This window comes from Candidatus Manganitrophaceae bacterium, from assembly GCA_016200325.1.
Lineage (GTDB): Bacteria > Nitrospirota > Nitrospiria > SBBL01 > Manganitrophaceae > Manganitrophus.
The window spans coordinates 237217-251730 of the sequence record JACQEZ010000020.1; the positions used below are offsets into that span (position 1 = coordinate 237217).

General features: G+C 56.0%; 14 protein-coding genes. 10 read left to right on the forward strand and 4 right to left on the reverse strand.

Annotation, left to right across the window (positions count from 1 at the left end; translation table 11 throughout):
- Nucleotides 1-107 precede the first annotated feature (107 nt).
- From HY282_18210 to HY282_18240, 7 genes are all read left to right on the forward strand, one after another.
- Nucleotides 108-1418 carry a hypothetical protein gene (locus HY282_18210; GenBank protein ID MBI3805689.1) on the forward strand — a complete coding sequence of 437 codons (1311 nt, stop codon included), beginning with the start codon at nucleotides 108-110 and terminating at the stop codon, nucleotides 1416-1418.
- 159 nt (nucleotides 1419-1577) lie between these two features.
- Nucleotides 1578-2348 carry a hypothetical protein gene (locus HY282_18215; protein ID MBI3805690.1) on the forward strand — a complete coding sequence of 257 codons (771 nt, stop codon included), beginning with the start codon at nucleotides 1578-1580 and terminating at the stop codon, nucleotides 2346-2348.
- Between the two features lie 282 nt (nucleotides 2349-2630).
- Entirely contained in the window at nucleotides 2631-3698 is a 1068-nt protein-coding gene (locus HY282_18220) for a zinc-binding dehydrogenase (protein ID MBI3805691.1), read from the forward strand.
- 1370 nt (nucleotides 3699-5068) lie between these two features.
- On the forward strand, nucleotides 5069-5494 hold the full coding sequence (locus HY282_18225; protein MBI3805692.1) for a hypothetical protein: 426 nt from the start codon (nucleotides 5069-5071) through the stop codon (nucleotides 5492-5494).
- Between the two features lie 127 nt (nucleotides 5495-5621).
- Nucleotides 5622-6098 (forward strand): VOC family protein, encoded by a 477-nt coding sequence (locus HY282_18230; GenBank protein ID MBI3805693.1) that lies wholly within the window; start codon nucleotides 5622-5624, stop codon nucleotides 6096-6098.
- Between the two features lie 414 nt (nucleotides 6099-6512).
- Nucleotides 6513-6929 carry an NAD(+)--rifampin ADP-ribosyltransferase gene (arr, locus tag HY282_18235; GenBank protein MBI3805694.1) on the forward strand — a complete coding sequence of 139 codons (417 nt, stop codon included), beginning with the start codon at nucleotides 6513-6515 and terminating at the stop codon, nucleotides 6927-6929.
- Nucleotides 6930-7156: 227 nt separating this feature from the next.
- Entirely contained in the window at nucleotides 7157-7396 is a 240-nt protein-coding gene (locus HY282_18240) for a glutaredoxin (GenBank protein ID MBI3805695.1), read from the forward strand.
- A 36-nt stretch (nucleotides 7397-7432) separates the two neighbouring features.
- Here HY282_18240 and HY282_18245 read toward each other — a convergent pair whose 3' ends face one another.
- A complete protein-coding gene (locus HY282_18245; protein MBI3805696.1) occupies nucleotides 7433-8212 on the reverse strand; it encodes a cytochrome b/b6 domain-containing protein in 780 nt (259 codons plus the stop codon).
- A gap of 112 nt (nucleotides 8213-8324) precedes the next feature.
- A complete protein-coding gene (gene dinB, locus HY282_18250; GenBank protein MBI3805697.1) occupies nucleotides 8325-9533 on the reverse strand; it encodes a DNA polymerase IV in 1209 nt (402 codons plus the stop codon).
- Between the two features lie 308 nt (nucleotides 9534-9841).
- Here dinB and HY282_18255 point away from each other — a divergent pair, with 308 nt between their 5' ends.
- From HY282_18255 to HY282_18265, 3 genes are all read left to right on the forward strand, one after another.
- Entirely contained in the window at nucleotides 9842-10732 is an 891-nt protein-coding gene (locus tag HY282_18255; protein ID MBI3805698.1) for a DMT family transporter, read from the forward strand.
- 354 nt (nucleotides 10733-11086) lie between these two features.
- Nucleotides 11087-11722 (forward strand): MarR family transcriptional regulator, encoded by a 636-nt coding sequence (locus HY282_18260; protein MBI3805699.1) that lies wholly within the window; start codon nucleotides 11087-11089, stop codon nucleotides 11720-11722.
- A 31-nt stretch (nucleotides 11723-11753) separates the two neighbouring features.
- Nucleotides 11754-12632 carry a multicopper oxidase domain-containing protein gene (locus tag HY282_18265; protein ID MBI3805700.1) on the forward strand — a complete coding sequence of 293 codons (879 nt, stop codon included), beginning with the start codon at nucleotides 11754-11756 and terminating at the stop codon, nucleotides 12630-12632.
- Between the two features lie 195 nt (nucleotides 12633-12827).
- Here the strand turns inward: HY282_18265 and HY282_18270 are convergent, their stop codons facing one another.
- Nucleotides 12828-13625 carry a sulfite exporter TauE/SafE family protein gene (locus tag HY282_18270; GenBank protein MBI3805701.1) on the reverse strand — a complete coding sequence of 266 codons (798 nt, stop codon included), beginning with the start codon at nucleotides 13623-13625 and terminating at the stop codon, nucleotides 12828-12830.
- Nucleotides 13622-14389, reverse strand: a complete 768-nt coding sequence (locus tag HY282_18275) for an SUMF1/EgtB/PvdO family nonheme iron enzyme (GenBank protein ID MBI3805702.1) — start codon at nucleotides 14387-14389, stop codon at nucleotides 13622-13624. The genes HY282_18270 and HY282_18275 overlap by 4 nt, the downstream gene beginning before the upstream one ends.
- Nucleotides 14390-14514 lie beyond the last annotated feature (125 nt).

Consider the following 14514-nt stretch of genomic DNA (forward strand, 5'->3'; position numbering starts at 1 on the left):
CTCATACTGAATAATAATTAAAAATAAGCCTTTCATTCTAGTCTGAGCAATGAAGTGTTCATGGACAATTGCTTCAAACGAAGATCAACCGACAAGAGAGGTGCGGCATGAAAACATTATCGCTTTTTATTTTCTTCGTATTTGCAGGTACGGCGTGGGGGCAAGTTCGAGTGAACTCGATGATTGACGGGGGTCAGCGTGAACCTTCCATTGCGGTCACTCCAACCGGAAATATCTTTATCGGTTATATCAATACGGTTGATGGGACGGTGCACCTTAACAGATCGACAAACGGAGGAACAACTTGGGTTGAGCTGACACCCGGAATCCCCGGTGCAGACCCGACTCTCGCGGCCGATTCGAGTGGAAGGCTTTATTTTGCTTTCTTGAACGATACCGTTAAGATTGTCCGCACCGACAACCAAGGGCTATCGTTCCCTTTAGTAAATCAGGCTTTAACGCCTAGTGGAAGTGATCGGCCCTGGATTAAAATAGGTCCTGCCGATGCGGTGTATCTGACCTATGCGGGATATTCTTTCCCACCGGATACATGCTCAGTGTCCGCATATAAGTCGGATATCTACTTTAAAAAAAGTCTCGATCTAGGTGCGACTTGGCATCCGACACCACAGGAACCACAAACGATATTAACCGCTCCGATCGCATCGAATAATTATCGATGTTCCTCGGGACCGATCGCGGTCGGCCCGAATGGTGAGATTTATGTGCTACTGAATTGTTTTGTTTTCGACCTATCGAATAATTGCGCGGCGCTTACGATACAGGAACATCATGTTTATTTAACCCGAAGTGATGATGGGGGAAACACATTTCCATTAGCGAATTTTCGGGAACTGCCCAATGTAAACCCAATAGAAAACCAAGCGGGATATGCTGCATTCTCAACAGCGAATAAACGAATGAACATGGCGAGTATTGCTGTCCTCCCTCCCAACCCGCCCAGCCCCGGTTCTCCCGGTGTGGTTGGCATCGTATGGCCCTGTGATTCCGGAGAAGATTTTGATATCTGTTTCCAAGCTTCGGCGGATAAGGGCGTGAGCTTCCCCTTCTTAAATAAAGTAAATAGCGACGCGGTAAAAGCCTACCGCTTCTTTCCTGCAATCGTTGCCGATATGACAGGTTTCCATGTGATCTGGATGGACAGTCGGGAAACAGGGCTGGATACATCCAATCCAAAGTGGGCTGCCTATCGTGCGGATGGTTTGTCTACTTGGACGAATCAAACGATGGTCAGTAGTGTCGCTGCCCCGGGTAATGACATTAATTCAGACGAGGGCGGGGTGCCGGACCCTCAAGGATTCGGAGACTTCTTTGAGATTACTTCGCGCAATAACAATGTCTACTCGACCTGGAGTGATACTTCTTTGGGAACAGCCGACATCTATTTTGGAAGGTAAGTTCCAGATCCAAATTCTGCAGACAATCGATATATAAAGAAAAGGGGCCAGGTTTAGAAATTTGACTTTAGCAGGAAATCATCTTTAAATATCCATTTTCTAGACCTGGCCCCGATCAACTCTCATGGGCCCCGATCAACTCCTCAACAAGAAAACACCATGCGACGACGCGACGACGATAAATCATCACACTGGGCAGCCAAGCTCCAAGGCGCTGATTTCCAATGGGTGCATGAAACTATCGCTCTTATGTTCCAGATGACCGAAGAGGAGGCGAAGCAGCAAGGTGGATATTACGCCTATAAGACAGAGTTTCTTGAGGTGCTGCGCCCATTCATGGCGAATCCATGTCTCGAAACCGCCATCGCCCTCTTAAATGCGGAAGAATCTTTGTTGTCAGTTTTTGAGCAGTCCAAGCATCCATTCGTTCGCTCGATGACAATGCCCACCGAACCCACACATGCTGAAATCGAGAATGCACAGCAGATGCCAGTTATTGAATGCGGCGTATCTAGCATTAAGCTCGGAATTTTTACACGGCTGTCCCGCAAGTTCGTGCGAACACACGACCCCGAGCGAGCCATATCGCTTGCATTTTGCGTGACGAGTTCCATTCTTTGCGAGCCGATTCAGCAGGCGACGTTTCATGCTTTCGCCGACAGTAATTCGGACTTGATCGAGCGTGAGATTCGCGACGTTTTTGCCGACAAGCAGCTATCCGAGCCGATTCTATTGGCCTACGCCGCGCGTATAATTTTACTTGGTTGGGAGACACGCAATCCGCTCAATCCTATTGCTACCCAACTTACAGAGAGAGCGACTGATAACAATATGGAGATTCCCAACATTGTTCGCCTGTGGGGAGCACAAGCCATTGTCACATTCTTTCAGCGTGCCCAACAATTTATGGTAGATACACTAAGCGCCTAACCATACGATGCAGCTAACAGGCTCCGCGCGTCACGGTAGCTGCTGCCCACAGATCCGCCGCGCAGCTACCGCGCCGTGCTCCGCCTGTAGCTGATCTTGTTATCGTTAGGCGTCATAGGAGCGCGCTGTGGAAAATCTTAACAGGGGTCAGGTCTTTAATGACCTAAGGAATAATTAAGGAATTCAAAATACAAGACTTGACCCCTTTTGGGCGGTGACCCCTTTTGGGCGCTGGTCGTAGGCAGCACTCGTTCGGGTGACCGGCAAGAGAGGAAGAGGCCCATGAGACACACTCGCATCATTGTTACTCACTATGGCGGACCCGATGCACTTCAGGTGGTTGAAGAAGAGTGCCCAGAACCAAAAGATGGAGAAGTGCGTGTTAAAGTGTTGGCCGCCGGTGTCGGCTTGCCTGACATCATGGCGCGTGAAGGCATTCATCCCGAAACGCCCCCCGTGCCCTTCACCCCGGGATGGGATCTGGTCGGCATCGTGGATCGGCTCGGCGACGGTGTCGATGGCATCGAACCAGGACAACGGGTTATCGCAATGCCGATCCATGGTGCGTACGCAGAATTTGTCTGCTTGCCTAAAGATGAACTGGTTCCAGTGCCATCCGGATTAGATCCCGCCGAAACGGTCAGTATGGCGTTGAACTACATCACGGGATACCAGATGCTCCATCGTTCGGCTCACGTCAAATCGGGCCAGCGCGTGTTGATTCATGGCGCGGCAGGCGGAGTCGGCACGGCACTCTTGCAGCTTGGGCGCCTGGCCGGGCTGGAGATGTACGGAACCTGTTCATCGCGAGGGGCGTCGGCCGTTTCCGACCTGGGCGCTATCCCGATTGATTACCAGCATGTGGATTTCGTAAAGGAAATTCGCCGTCTCACGACCGATGGTGTAGACGTCGTCTTTGATCCCATCGGTGGCGCTCATCTCTGGCATTCCCGCAAGGCCCTCCGTCCTGGGGGGAGGGTGGTGGGCTACGGTCTCATTACTTCGATACGTGGTCAGGGATTGACATCAAGTCGTCCAGGTCGTCGCCAACGCTTTCGTGGAACCGCTATCTTCGCAATGTATATCGCCGGTGGCTGGCTTCTACCGGGCCGGAAACGGGTGCTCCCCTACAGCATCCAGACTCTCAAACGGTTAAAACCTGAATGGTTTCGACAGGATTTGACCCTCCTGCTCGACCTCCTTCAACAGAAAAAAATCAAACCGCTCATCGCGCAGCGATTTCCCCTTGCCGAGGCAAGACAGGCGCACGAATTGCTCGCGAAGGGAGGCATAGTAGGCAAGATCGTGCTCGTGTCCAACGTATCATCACTTGAGTCAGGAGCGGCGTAACAATGGCATGCAGCGGACGGTGCTTCGCGCCGCCGCTGATGCCGGATGTTATACCCACAAGGAATTTAGCGCGTGAGAGAGATTGTCGAATCAGCATTAAATGACGCAATTGAACAGCGATTGAGAGCGGATGCTGAAATTCTGATCGCGGATGTTAATGAACGAACAATATCTCACCGCATGGCGAGTTACTTGGAGCCCCATTTCCTCCGAAAGTAGGAAAAGGGGCCTAGCCTAGAAATTTGGCTTTTAGCGAGAAAATAAATCCGTCCCCTTTTCCTCCTCCGGGTAATGACATTAATTCAGACGAGGGCGGGGTGCCGGACCCTCAAGGATTCGGAGACTTCTTTGAGATTACTTCGCGCAATAATAATGTCTACTCGACCTGGAGTGATACTTCTTTGGGAACAGCCGACATCTATTTTGGAAGGTAAGTTCCAGATCCAAATTCTGCAGACAATCGATAAATAAATAAAGAAAATCTTAACAGAGAAAATCTTAACAGGGTCAGGTCTTTAATCTTGATATAAGGAATAATTAAGGAATTCAAAATACAAGACTTGATCCCTTTTGGGCGCTTGACCCCTTTTGGGCGCTCTCACGCATCCCCAGTGGCGAGATGTTGTGGACAAGCGTCTTCAGTTTGTTGAGTCCCAAGCACGCGAGATACTGAACAGTGTGGTCTAACCCTTCGCTCAACCGGACCCGCCACGGCAGGCGGGCCAGTTAGGTCGAAGGTAAGAGATCGCTGAGAATATGTTCACACACAGGACAACTGAGGAAACAAGACAATACCATATTAAATAGAAAATAATCCGTCCTCTTTTCTTTATAAGTCAGCGAAGGTCGTACAGCGTTGACTTGCCTAACCCGGCATCCAATCGGTCCGGATGGAGTAATGTTTCAGGCGGATGATCTCCCGGACCTGGTCAAGTAGCTTTTTCGGTTGAGGAGCGGAGGGCTGCACATGGGTCAGAAGAGGGGATTTCATGTTTTGACCGATCAATCCCTCACGACGGGTTTACACATACTGTATTGATTTTAGAAATTCCATGTGATATACCCCAGGCGACCATAATTTTAGAGTACAAAATTTTCTGCTTATCTCCGGTTTGGGTCTTGACTACTTTATAATTTCAATATGTTAGGAATGATCGACAAGAGATAGACAGAAAAATTTCCATAAAATAAGGCAGAAATATTTCTGTCCATTTATATGTCAGGCGGCCAAGACTCCAAGGGAAGGACACGGGCCTCTTCGTCCTCCTGGCCAACCCTAGCTCTCGTGGTCGTACCTTCGCGCCGGGAGGAGCCGGCCGGGCGGTCCGGACCACGTTGACCCTCCCGGCGAGCAGACGCAAGGAGGAACGATGCCGATCGTCTATCACATCGACCGGGAGAGGGGGTACTCCCTCGCCCGCTGGTTCGACGTTACCACGGCGGAGGAGTTCCGAGCGCACATCGGCCGCATGATCTCGGACCCCGACTGGCCCCCGCGGAAGCTCACCCACCTCGTCGATCTCCGGTCGGGCTCGCTCGACCGCTCGATCGACGCGGGGGTCCTCAAGGAGGCGGCGAACGCCTACGGGGACGCCCCCGAGATGTCGCGGCTGAGGTGCGCCATCGTGGCGGGCGTGGCCTTCTATGAGGCGGTCCAGTTCGAGCGGTACATCTCCCCGCACGGGACCACCGTGATCGTGTTCAACATGATGGACACCGCTTGTGCCTGGCTCGGCCTGTCAGCGCCGGAGGTCGAGCGGGCCCTCAGTCGCATGGCGCCCGATGGCGCGCGGTAGAGGCCGGGAGGCCGCCTAACCCTTCGCTCAAGCGGGCACGGCGCGGCGCGATGTTTCCGCTCTGATGCAGCATAAACTGCCCGCGCTCGTGCCGCTTAGCGCCACCATTAGACGCCAAGGAGACATCATGACGGTCAAGCGTATGGACAACGTCGGCATCGTGGTGGAAGACATGGATGCCGCCATTGCGTTCTTCACCGAACTGGGTCTCGAGTTCGAGGGGCGCGCCCCAGTCGAAGGAGACTGGGCAGATGGCGTCACTGGATTGCGCGGCATGCGCGTCGAGATTGCCATGATGCGTACGCCGGACGGTCACAGTCGGCTCGAGATGTCCCGTTTCCTCGCGCCGCCCGTGGTCGCCGATCACCGCAGCGCCCCAGTGAATGCTCTCGGCTACCTACGCGTCATGTTCACCGTGGAGGACATCGACGATACGCTCGCCCGGCTCGGCAAACGCGGCGCGAAGCTCGTCGGCGAAGTGGTCCAGTATGAAGACATGTATCGGCTCTGCTACATCCGGGGTCCCGAAGGAATTCTCATCGGGCTCGCCCAGGAGCTCGGGCAGCAGACTTCCAGAGCGAACCCCATGAAAAGTAAGCGTTGAGAACGCAAGCATTGGCGTCTAACCCGCCGCGCAGCGCTAACGTTAAACCGCTTTTTTCTTTGGGGTCGAAAGGTACACTGGATGCTTCGATTTCAGTTCGTTGAAGCTTCAGCCGGCTGGGTTGCGGGGAAGCCGTAACCGGTTTGCGCCGGAAGACGCGCACAAGAAGTTCCAGAAAGAGCTGTTGCATTTTTGGGATGTCCTGGTCGCACGGGGCGTTTCTAACAATTCACCGGAGCCGACCGCATAAAGTCGTCGCATTTTAAAGCCGCATCTTTTCGCGGCGGCTCAGTTCCGTCGTTAGATGGAACCAGGTCTCAGGCCAACTTACTCCCCGTCGAGATCGGCCCGAGACATGCAAACGGAGGACAGCATCGTGCAGCAGCGCAATCGAATAGTATGACGGACAAACCGATGGCTGCCATCGACGGCCTGAGTTCGCAGCGGTTCTACCATGGTACGAAGGCCGACCTGAAGCCGGGGGACCTGATCAAGCCCGGCAATAACTCTAACTACGGTAAGAGGAAGAAGGCGGCCTACGTCTATCTGACCGCCACCTTGGACGCGGCCACTTGGGGGGCCGAACTGGCCCTCGGCGAAGGACCCGGCAGAATATACACGGTGGAACCGACCGGCCCGATTGCAGATGACCCCAATCTGACGGATAAGAAATACCCGGGCAATCCGACGAAGTCATACCGCTCCCGAGATCCGCTTCGGGTCACGGGTGAGGTTACGGATTGGAAGGGGCACTCTCCCGAAGAGCTCAAAGCCATGAAGGATCACCTTGAGCACCTTAGGCGACTTGGCGTTGAAGCAGTCGAGGACTGAATCCGGCAAGGTAATGCGTCCGAGCCGACGTTAAACGCGATCGCCGACGCGATTAAATAAATAGATCTCGGAAGGTTTTCAAGAAAAAACCTGAGGCGGAGTGATTCCGCCTCAGGTTTTTTTGTTTGGCCCTGCCCATTTTCCAGGCCTGGTCGAAGGTGCCTCTGGTGAAGTAATTTCAAGTCATGCTATCATGACAAGGAACAGCCTGTGGAGGCACTGGGGAGATGAATATTATCATTTATAAAAAGACCGGTTGCCCGTGGGCGGCGGCGGTGGCGGCTTTTCTCAAGGCGCAAGAGATACCGTATGAGGAAAGAGATATTCTGAAAAATCCCGAGTTCAAAAAGGAAGTTGAAAAGAAATCGGGTCAGAGTAAAAGCCCGACGTTGGATATTGACGGGGAGATTCTTCCCGATGCCAGCGTGGAGCAGGTGCACGAAGCGTTGCAGAAGAAGAGAGGATAATTTTTTCTCTGAAATACCTCCATTCAGTCCATCCTCTTATTTCTCGTTATCCTTTCCTGAAGGACGAATCCGGTACCACCCGGTCAGCATCGACCGGACGTTATTCCAGAACCCCGTCAACAGCAGCAGAACGAGATGGACCACCGTATAGCCGATCAAGAGAAGGGTGATGTCGAAGTGGAGCGCCTTCGCCCTTTGCCTTGTCCCAAAGAGGTCGGCCAGGGCGGGAAGGAACGCTTCGCCCCGTGGCGAGCTCACCAAGCCGGTCAGAAGGATCAGCGGCCCCAGCCCGAAAACGACCCCGGCATATCCCATCTTTTGAAGGATGTTGGCAATGCGCAGACCGATCTGCCGGAAGCCTTCCTCTCCGTTCGGACGGCGAAAGAGAAGGTCCCCAAGGCCTTTGCCGATCATATGCAGATACGACCGGGCCGGAAGGAGATTTTTGAAGTGCCCGGTTCGGACGGCATAGGCGGTATAGACGAGTCCGTTGAGGGCAAAGATCCAGGCAAAAAAGTAGTGGTGCCATCGGCCGAGTCCGAACCAGTAACGGCCGGCAGAGATCTGAAGGCCGCTGATCGACAAGACCAACAGGCAGAGTGCATTGATCCAATGGGTCAAGCGGACGATGAGAGGATGGCGGAAATACCCTGTTCCGGGATCCGGTTGGGTCGATCCGGTTTTCGTCCGGCCGGACGGGGGAGGAGAAGAGGCTTCGGAGGGGGTTTGATTCGATGGGACAGTGATGGATGGAGAGACATTGTCTTGTCCGTCCATCTCGCCCCGCTCTTGATCCTTCTCACCGCGTCGCGCCATCCGAAGGCCTCTGATAAGAGGTGAGGATACTCCGGATGATTCCGGATTGTCAAAAGCGATTCCAGAACCGATCTCGAACGTCGAAAGGAATCCGGTTCCATCCGATCCGGAGTTAAATCAGTTTGACCTGTTGATTTTTCGGGGTCGGTGATTGAGAAGCAGATTCACCAGGCATTCCCCCGCCCCGCTTGAGGGCCGATTCTCCGTATTTCGACGCGATGAGATCGGCCGCCGCGTCGAGGCGGCGCTGTTTCTGCGTCGCTTCGTCTAAGAAAAGCTCTCCTTGTGCCGGCTCGCCGACCGCCAGCTGGCTGACCCCCATCCCGATCAATCGAACCCCGCCCTGTTTTTCCGGAAGCCCGGCTTTCAGAAGATCGACGGCGGCCTGCACCAGATCTTGCGTCGTCTGCGTCGCTTTTGGCAAAGTATGCGACCGGGTGATCGTTTTAAAATCGGCAAAGCGGATTTTAACCTCCACCGTGCGGGCGCGCAGGCCGTGACGGCGGAGACGGCGCGCCACCTGCTCCGTCAGCTCCACAAGATAAGCGCGAAGGAGCGGGAACGAACGATGATCGGTTTCGAAGGTCGTCTCGTGGGAGATCGATTTTGCTTCCTGGTCGGGGAGGACGGCGCGGTCGTCCCGACCGTGGGCGAGCTCCCAAAGGTGATCGCCCCATTTTCCGAGGAGGTCGTGGAGCTTGCGGGGCGGCTGTTGCCGGAGTTGCTGGATGGTGTCGATCCCTTTCTGTTGCAGTAATCGGCCGGTCACCTTCCCGACCCCCCAGAGGCGGCCGACCGGAAGGGGATCGAGAAAGGCCTGAACCTCCTCCGGTCGGACGACGACGAAGCCGTCCGGTTTTCCGAGGTCGCTCGCCACCTTCGCCACGAATTTGTTCGGAGCGATTCCGACCGAGGCGATCAGGCGGAGCTCTGCTTTGATTTTCTGCTTGACCGCTTTTCCGATCGACTCCGCGCCGCCATAGCGCTTTTCACTCGCGGTGATGTCGAGAAACGCCTCGTCCAGAGAGATCGGCTCGATCAACGGGGTGTAAGCCTGGAGGATCTGATGAATCTGCTCGGAGACCGCCGCGTAGTAATCGATCCGCGACGGCAGGAAGATGGCGGCGGGGCAGAGCCGGAAGGCTTTGGAAGAAGGCATTGCGCTGTGGACGCCGAATTCGCGGGCTTTGTAGTTCGCCGCGGCGACCACCCCGCGCCGCTCGGGGCTACCGCCGACGATGACCGGCTTTCCCTTCAGCTCGGGCCGCTCCCGCTCTTCGATCGAAGCATAAAATGCGTCCATATCGACATGGAGGATCATTCGGTATTTTAGGATCTCAAGATTCGGATGTCAACCAAAACGCTTCAATCCCCATAGTGGGTCATTTTGGGTGAGGGATTCATTTCTTAGCCGTCATTCCCGAATGTCTAATCAGGAATCCGCGGGCATGACAAAGTTTAAACGGACCCACTTTCCTTCAATCCGCTATGAAGCGGAAAGGGGATTGCTATCTGGAATGTGATTCGCTACGATCCAAAATCGTCCATTTTAATCGGTTGGGTCTATGAAGTTGATTTCAGCATTCAGCGAACGGGAGCGGAGCGCATGGCGCGCCGGGAGTCATTCCGATGTCGCCTAGGCGGCTCTTTGTCCTGACGTTGCTCGCCATGATCGCCTTCGCGGGAAATTCCTTGCTCTGCCGATCGGCGCTGAAGCAGACCGGGATCGACCCGGCGAGTTTCACTTTCATTCGAATCGCTTCCGGCGCCCTCGCCCTTTGGATGATTGTCAAGATGCGGGGCGGCGCGCGGGGAGCGGGCAACTGGCCCTCTGCGGTTGCCCTTTTTGTCTATGCCGGCGGGTTCTCGTTTGCTTATGTCACGCTGCCGGCGGCGACCGGCGCGTTGCTCCTCTTCGGCGCGGTGCAGGCGACGATGATCGGCTACGGGCTCTGGAGTGGAGAGCGACTGACGGGAGGACAGGTTGTGGGACTAATCGTCGCGTTCGGCGGATTGATCGGTCTGTTGCTGCCGGGACTCACGGCGCCGCCGCTCCGGGGCGCGCTCCTGATGCTCGGCGCCGGCGCCGCTTGGGGGATCTACTCCTTGCGCGGCAAAGGGGCGGGGGATCCGACCTCGGTGACGGCGGGGAACTTTTTGCGCGCCGTCGCTCTGGCGGCGGGGTTGAGCATCGCGACGCTTCCATCGGCTTCGCCCGATCGTTCCGGTTTTGTCTATGCGATGTTGTCGGGCGCATTGACCTCGGGGGTCGGCTATGCGATCTGGTACACCGCCTTGTCCGGGTTGAAGGCAACCAACGCGGCCACGGTACAGCTCAGCGTCCCGGTGATCGCGGCGGCGGGGGGCATTCTCTTCCTCGGAGAGCCGATCACGCTCCGCCTGCTGCTCGCCTCGATCGCCATCCTCGGCGGTGTCGCATCGGTTATTTTTGTCAAGCAGCGCGCCGAGGAAAAGCCGAATTGTAACCGGACCGAGATAGTGTCGCAGGAAAAGAAATAGGATAGGTCATTTGAGGGAACGAATCGCGACAAAACAGAAGCCTGAGGTAGATGTTTGTCTCAGGCTTCTGTTTTTGGATCCGGGTCTATCTTGACTCCTTGACCGTCGATTGACGGTCAAGGCCCCTTCATGGCCGATGACGACGAAGCTGTCGTTGCCGATGTATTGCACCGCCACGGCCTCGTTCTGTTCCCTGCGGATGAATCCAGCGGTTCCGATCGTGGTTGCCGTCGGTAGGAAGGGCGTGTCGAGCCCGATCGATTTTTAAATCGATCCTGTCCGGGGAAAAATATTTTCTTGACACGATTCCAAAGAACAATATAGAGTTAGGTCTCCTAATAGTAAGGAGTCCTAATGAAAAGCACCCGTCCTCCTAAAGACCCGTTCGATGATGATCTTCCCCTCGATCAAAAGATCCTCATCGGCCTGGAGCAGGTCGGTCAGGCGATTGCCCTTCTCTTTGAGACCGAAAGCCGGAAGGAGAACCTCAGCGCGCTGCAAATGAGAATTGTTCTCTCGCTCCTCGAGCCGCACCATCCCGATACGGTCGGAACGCTCTCTCGCGAGATGGGGGTGACGGCGCCGACGGTGAGCGACGCCACCCGCACCCTTGAGAAAAAAGCCTATCTGAATAAAAAGCGAAGCGAAGGGGACAGCCGGGTTGTCCAGCTCTCTTTGACATCGGAGGGGAAACGGTTGGCGCGCGGCTTAAACGGGAAACGGGCGCGGCTCCTGGAGGTGATCGCCGGGCTTTCGGGCGACGAGAAGTCGACCCTCCTCTCCGTGCTGATCAAGCTGACCCGGGGGCTGCAGGACCACGGCTTGATCTCCGTCTCCCGGATGTGCGTCAGCTGTGAGTTCTTCAAGCCGAACGCTTATCCCGGCTCGGAAAAGCCGCATCACTGCGGTTTCGTCGACGCCCCCTTTGGGGAGCCGGAGTTGCGCCTCGACTGTCCGGAGCATATTCCAGCAGAAGCATCGTCGAAATAGTAAAGCATCCCACTTTCAACCAGGAGAACGAATGTCAAAAAAATATTTTCAAATCGGTTTTGGTTTGATCCCGCTCTTTTTCTTTTTCCTCGTTTTATTGGCCGTTCCGCTGCCGGTCCTGGCCGAGACGGTAAAGATCCACCTGGTTGCAATTGAAAAGGAGGTGAAGGTCGCGGACGATCAGACTTACGCGGCCTGGACCTTCAACGGGACGATCCCCGGACCGGTCCTTCGGGTGAAAGAGGGAGACACGGTCGAGTTCACGCTGGAAAACAAGGGGACGATGCCTCACTCGATGGACTTTCACGCGGCGCAGACGGCGCCCGATCGAAATTATGTCGTTGTCGCCCCCGGCAAGTCGCTGACCTATACTTGGAAGGCGCAATATCCCGGCGTCTTTTATTATCACTGCGGCGCCCCGCCGATGGTTCAGCATATCGCCAACGGCATGTATGGCGCGCTGATCGTCGAGCCGAAAAACCCCCTTCCCAAAGCCCGCGAATATGTCTTGGTTCAGGGGGAGCTTTATGCTTCTTCGACCGACGTCGCCGCGATGATGGCCAAGACGCCTAAAAATCTAATGTTCAACGGCGCCGTTAATAAACATGTCGCCGAGCCGCTTCAGGCGCGTCCCGGAGAGCTGGTCCGGATCCATGTCGTGAATGCCGGTCCGGGTCTCTTCTCCGCCTTTCATGTCATCGGCGGCATCTTCGATAAAGTTTATGAGAGCGGGAACCCCGCCAATGTGCTCCGCGGCATCCAGACCTGGACGATCCCACCCGGCGGCGGCGCGACATTTGACATTACTTTCCCGGAAGCCGGGACCTATCCCTTCGTCACCCACTCCATTCCCGACGCGCTTCATGGCGGCCTGGGGCTGATCCGGGTGAGCGAAGAGGTCAAACCTTAACGGACTCCGATAGGCGCGCTCCGGCCGGAAGGGAGAAAAGCGTCGGTTGATAAAATTGATTTAGAGGGAGGAGGTCTGATGGGAGATCCGGAGAAGGTTTCTATTTTATGGATCGAAAGCCGGCCCGATTCTCTCCTTTCTCCGATTTTGTTTTCCGGGAGGAGGGAAGATCTCGCCGGCGCGTCGTGGGTCTTTTTAAAAGAACCCCACCAGCTTCATCCCAACCAAAATCAAAAAAATCCCGAAGGCCCGGCTGAGGAGCGCCGGTGGAAGCCGATGCGTTAGAGAAGCGCCGAGCGGCGCCGTCAGCGTGCTGGTGATCGCAATCAGGATGGCCGCCTTTGGTGAGACGAATCCCCACGCGTCGGCCGGAAGGGCCGGGTTTCCCCATCCTTGATAGATAAAGCCGAGCGTTCCGAAGAACGCGATGACGACCCCTTGGGCGCTCGCCGTCCCGATCGCCACTTTGATCGGACGGCCGAGCAGATAGACGAGCAGGGGAACGGTGAGGGTTCCGCCGCCGATACCAAAGAGGGAGGAGACGGTCCCAATCATGAGCCCGCCAAGCGTATAAGCCGGAACGGGGGAGGTCGGCTTGCCGCCGGGTCGCGGTGTTGTGACGATCAGCATCCGTGCGGCAATCACAAATTCGAAAATTCCGAACAGCCGCCGCAGAATAATCCCCGGGAGCAGCCCCGCCAGCAGCGCTCCGATCTGCGCGCCGATCACGATAAAGAGCGACATCCCACGGACCGCTCCCCAATCGACATTGCCATTCTTGTGATGGGTCCAGGCGCTGGCTGAGCCGGTGAAGAGGATGGCGGCGAGGCTCGTTCCGATCGCCAGTTGAGTGGAGACCTCCGGCGAGACGCCGTGGGTCTGAAAATAGAAGATCAGCGCCGGAACGAGGACCACGCCGCCGCCGATCCCGAGCAGGCCGGCCATCACCCCGCCGACGGCGCCGAATGCGGCAAGCAGCAGCGCGCCGGTCATTTCCCCTTCGCGTCCTTCTCGGCGGAGCGGGCGCAGCGGAAACCGTTGTCGGGGCCGGAGGCATCGGGACGGTTGTAATTTCGGAAGGTGACCTGGGCGAACATCTCGTCGGCATAGTGGCGGTTCACATTAAAAGAGCCGCCGCGGACGACTTTTTGTAAGAGGCCGTAATCGGGCGAAGGGTGTTTGTTGCCGGGGTAGGGTTGATACCAGCTGTCGGTCCACTCGGAGACGTTTCCCGACATGTCCATCACGCCATAGGGGCTTTTGTCGGTCGGGACGGTGCCGACCGGCATCGGCGAGGCGCCGACGTTTGTCTTCTTCGGATCGAATCCGCTTCCCCAGGGATAGGCCCGGCCGTCGGGGCCGCGCGCCGCCTTCTCCCACTCCGCCTCGGTCGGCAGCCGCTTGCCGACCGCCTGGCAATAGTTGTCGGCCTGGAACCAGGTGACATCGGTGACAGGGAACGTATCGGTCCGTCCCGGTATCTTCAATTTCGGATCAACCTTCTGATAATCGCCATAGGTGACCTCGGTTCGGTCGATGTAGAAAGCGGGGAGGGTCACCTGGTGTTTTGGTTTGGCGTCGTCTTGGCCCCAGGGGGTGTCGGGGGGGAGCTGGTCGATTCCCATCGAGAAGGGGCCGGCCGGGATGAGAACCATCCCCAACGGCTCGTCGGACCGGGCGGAAAAGACGGGGCCGCAATCAACGATAAAGGCAATTGAAAGGAGAATCGGGAGCAGAACTTGCCAGGCGGTTTTCATCCGGCGATTGTAAGGGGGACCACAGAGGGTGTCAAGTCCGGGTTTCGTCGGCAATCAAAAGGCAATGGAAGGAGACCAACTTTACATCGTCGGAAGGAGGCCGTATAATCGAAACACAACCTGGA

What these genes read in the sequence shown, in the direction of transcription:
- HY282_18230 (MBI3805693.1), top strand. Translation starts at nt 5,622, where the DNA reads ATGACGGTCAAGCGTATGGACAACGTCGGCATCGTGGTGGAAGACATG.
- HY282_18220 (MBI3805691.1), top strand. Translation starts at nt 2,631, where the DNA reads ATGAGACACACTCGCATCATTGTTACTCACTATGGCGGACCCGATGCA.
- HY282_18260 (MBI3805699.1), top strand. Translation starts at nt 11,087, where the DNA reads ATGAAAAGCACCCGTCCTCCTAAAGACCCGTTCGATGATGATCTTCCC.
- HY282_18240 (MBI3805695.1), top strand. Translation starts at nt 7,157, where the DNA reads ATGAATATTATCATTTATAAAAAGACCGGTTGCCCGTGGGCGGCGGCG.
- arr (MBI3805694.1), top strand. Translation starts at nt 6,513, where the DNA reads ATGGCTGCCATCGACGGCCTGAGTTCGCAGCGGTTCTACCATGGTACG.
- HY282_18275 (MBI3805702.1), bottom strand. Translation starts at nt 14,389, where the DNA reads ATGAAAACCGCCTGGCAAGTTCTGCTCCCGATTCTCCTTTCAATTGCC.
- HY282_18265 (MBI3805700.1), top strand. Translation starts at nt 11,754, where the DNA reads ATGTCAAAAAAATATTTTCAAATCGGTTTTGGTTTGATCCCGCTCTTT.
- dinB (MBI3805697.1), bottom strand. Translation starts at nt 9,533, where the DNA reads ATGATCCTCCATGTCGATATGGACGCATTTTATGCTTCGATCGAAGAG.
- HY282_18270 (MBI3805701.1), bottom strand. Translation starts at nt 13,625, where the DNA reads ATGACCGGCGCGCTGCTGCTTGCCGCATTCGGCGCCGTCGGCGGGGTG.
- HY282_18255 (MBI3805698.1), top strand. Translation starts at nt 9,842, where the DNA reads ATGTCGCCTAGGCGGCTCTTTGTCCTGACGTTGCTCGCCATGATCGCC.
- HY282_18210 (MBI3805689.1), top strand. Translation starts at nt 108, where the DNA reads ATGAAAACATTATCGCTTTTTATTTTCTTCGTATTTGCAGGTACGGCG.
- HY282_18215 (MBI3805690.1), top strand. Translation starts at nt 1,578, where the DNA reads ATGCGACGACGCGACGACGATAAATCATCACACTGGGCAGCCAAGCTC.
- HY282_18225 (MBI3805692.1), top strand. Translation starts at nt 5,069, where the DNA reads ATGCCGATCGTCTATCACATCGACCGGGAGAGGGGGTACTCCCTCGCC.
- HY282_18245 (MBI3805696.1), bottom strand. Translation starts at nt 8,212, where the DNA reads ATGGCGCGACGCGGTGAGAAGGATCAAGAGCGGGGCGAGATGGACGGA.